We start from the raw sequence: 2,697 nt of genomic DNA on the forward strand, positions 1-2,697 counted from the left end.
CGTGGGCGACCTTGCCGCTCTGACGGCCGGCCAGCCACTGCTCGGTCGGGCGCTCGCTGCGGATGCCGATGTCGGCGGCACGGCGGCCGATGTCGACCCGGTCGGTGGTGGTGACAAGCTCTACCCTTATGCCGTCATCGACCGTCCAGATCTCGCCGATATGGGCGGAAACGAAGGCCGAGGTCCATGGCCCGGCCGAGACGCGGACAATGCGGTCGGGCAGGTTTCCCTCGCGCCAGCGGGTCAGCGACTGCATTGCCGCCTCGACGTCTTCGGCGCGCCGCAGCAGTTCCTCGCCGACCGGGGTCAGCCGGTAGCCGGTCTGCTGGCGCACGAATAGAGGTTCGCCGATCTGCTTTTCGAGCGCGGTGACGCGTCGTCCAAGGGTGGCTGCGCTGAGGCGCGTTGTTCCCGTCGCTGCGCTCAAGCCACCCAGCCGCGCAACGTCGAGAAACAACCTCAGATCGTCCCAGCCGATATCCATTTTGCAGAAATGAAAAACTCCTTGCGACCGTGGCTGTAGCGCAAAGCGGGCATCGTGCGCAAGTATGCAGGCATTGGAGGCGTTGGACAATCCTGCCCGGCGGGACAGGGACAAGCGCCTCGGCTGGCCAAGAAGCGAACTGAACCCTTTCGATCGCGCATGCGATTCGCGCAGAGGTTTTGCGCTTCCGACCAACCCAGGCGCGCAGGCATTCTGCGTACCAAAGGAGACGATCATGTTGGATGAACTTCGATACCGTTTCGCCCGCTGGATTGCCTATCGCCAGACGCTTGCGAGCTTGAGGCAGGCCCGGGACAGCACACTGGCGGATGCCGGCATTTCTCGCGAAGAGATCCGCGAGCGTGCCCGCCACGCCAGCTTGCGTCGTTGAGGAGCCGGGCATGCAGATGATGATGCTTTGGGATGGCCGCTCGGTACCGCGCATCGGCATCGGCACCTGGGCGGCGGGTGGCCCCGCGCGTTGGCGTGACACGGCGACAATCTATGGCGAGGTCGACGATATCAGGTCGCAAGCCGCGCTGGCGATGGCTTATGAGATCGGCGCGCGGGTGTTCGACACGGCTGCCGCCTACGGCGCCGGCAATGCCGAACTGATCCTCGGGCGGGCGTTGAGGGGTAAGGACGAAGCCGTCATCGTCACCAAGGTCGGCTATTTCGGCGATCCCGAAACGCGTAAGATCGCACCCGAGGATGCCTCTGCCGCGGCAATCCGGACATCGATCGACAATTCGCGGCAGCGCCTGCAGCGGGATTGTATCGACGTCGTGCTGCTACATATCAACGAGTATCCGATCGAGCGCGCCGGCGAGGTGTTCGATACGCTCGGCCTGTTGCGCCAAGAGGGCAAGATCGGCGGCTTCGGCTGGAGCACCGATCACCGCGAACGGCTTGCCGCCTACGCGCCGCGCGAGGGGTTCGTCGCCGTAGAGAACGACTTCAATGTGTTTACCCCGGCGAACGAGCTGATGGCCGTTGCGGCGCGCGAGAACCTCGTCTCGTTCAGCCGGCTGCCGCTGGCAATGGGGCTGCTCACCGGCAAATACACGCCGGCCATGCGGCTGCCCACCAACGATGTGCGCGGCGGGAATGCCGAATGGATGGTGTTTTTCAGGGATGGCGCCGCCAACCCGCACTATCTGTCAAGGCTCTCGGCAATCCGCGACCTGCTCACCTCGGGCGGACGCACGCTTGCGCAAGGCGCGCTCGGCTGGATACTCGCCAAGTCGGCAATCGCCTTGCCGGTTCCCGGCTTCACGCGGCCCGAGCAGGTCGAGGACAATCTCGGTGCGCTGGAAAAAGGGCCGCTGCCGGCAACGGTGATGGCCGAGATCGACGCCGTGCTGAAAATTGCCTGAGACTGCGTAGGGTGTGGTGAATCCGGAATTCGCATTGGCGATAATGCGACCAACTTCGATCTCTCTGATGTCTGCCGATATCGCATTTTTCTTAGTCAAGCTTCCGTGGCGCAATTGAACACGGACGGAGCGGCGGACACGCTCGAGTTGAAGGTCCGCCGCTCCGGTTTTCAGATCAAAGAGTGATGCTGCAACGGGAGATGGGTAGCGAGCTGCGCTTGAGCTGCGCCGCCGACCGCGTCGCTGTCGAGAGAGAGCGACCCGGTTGAGCTGTCAAAGATGATGTGGTGGGAACCATCATCCGTAGCCGTACCAGCAGGGGAAGTATGCAATGAAAGCCCGCCCGACTTAAGCTCGGTAAGAGCGGCTTGATCGAGGTGGAGCTTGTCCTGAAGCTTGCTGAAGTCGAAGGCATCGTTGCCTCCGTGGCCAGACATGATCTCGGCGGCGGCGCCGTTTTTTGCCTGGGCGCCGACACTTTCATCGGGCTGGACGGTTTGCGCGAACCCGTGGCGGATCAGGCTGGTTGCCGTCTTGTCGGATGGATCGTTGGTCGGGAGAAGTTCCGAGCCGGCCGAAAGAGAATGGCTCAACGAGGCCAATATGCGGTCAACGTTGCTGCCCTCGCTTACCTTGTCGCCGGCATTATCGTGGGTGGTGTCAGTCGAACTGCCATCGCTGGCGAGGAGGTGAGAAAGCGCGGTCTTGCCATGACTGCCATCGCTGGTGGTGGCACCGGAGGCGGCGGTATCAGTCGAACTGCCGTCGCTGGCGAGGAGGGGCGACAGCGCGGTCTTGCCATGACTGCCATCGCTGGTGGTAGCGCCGGAGGCGGCG

Annotated in this window: 3 protein-coding genes and 1 pseudogene; 2 read left to right on the forward strand and 2 right to left on the reverse strand. The window is 63.4% G+C overall.

The annotated features are described in order from the left end of the window. On the reverse strand, positions 1-484 hold a 484-nt coding region (locus NKI16_RS33895), incomplete at its 3' end, for a LysR family transcriptional regulator (RefSeq protein ID WP_352924798.1). Positions 485-719: 235 nt separating this feature from the next. Between NKI16_RS33895 and NKI16_RS33900 the strand changes: the two genes are divergently transcribed. Further along, positions 720-875 (forward strand): YjiS-like domain-containing protein, encoded by a 156-nt coding sequence (locus NKI16_RS33900; RefSeq protein ID WP_156937304.1) that lies wholly within the window; start codon positions 720-722, stop codon positions 873-875. Between the two features lie 10 nt (positions 876-885). Further along, entirely contained in the window at positions 886-1,860 is a 975-nt protein-coding gene (locus tag NKI16_RS33905; RefSeq protein ID WP_023675602.1) for an aldo/keto reductase, read from the forward strand. Positions 1,861-2,030: 170 nt separating this feature from the next. Here the strand turns inward: NKI16_RS33905 and NKI16_RS33910 are convergent. Continuing rightward, positions 2,031-2,697 (reverse strand): annotated as a pseudogene (locus tag NKI16_RS33910) (hypothetical protein); the annotation flags it as partial.

This window comes from Mesorhizobium sp. M0698, assembly GCF_040320455.1.
GTDB lineage: Bacteria > Pseudomonadota > Alphaproteobacteria > Rhizobiales > Rhizobiaceae > Mesorhizobium.

Bases quoted from the DNA above. Each gene is read 5' to 3' on its own strand.
- NKI16_RS33900 (WP_156937304.1), top strand. From the start codon at position 720: ATGTTGGATGAACTTCGATACCGTTTCGCCCGCTGGATTGCCTATCGC.
- NKI16_RS33905 (WP_023675602.1), top strand. From the start codon at position 886: ATGCAGATGATGATGCTTTGGGATGGCCGCTCGGTACCGCGCATCGGC.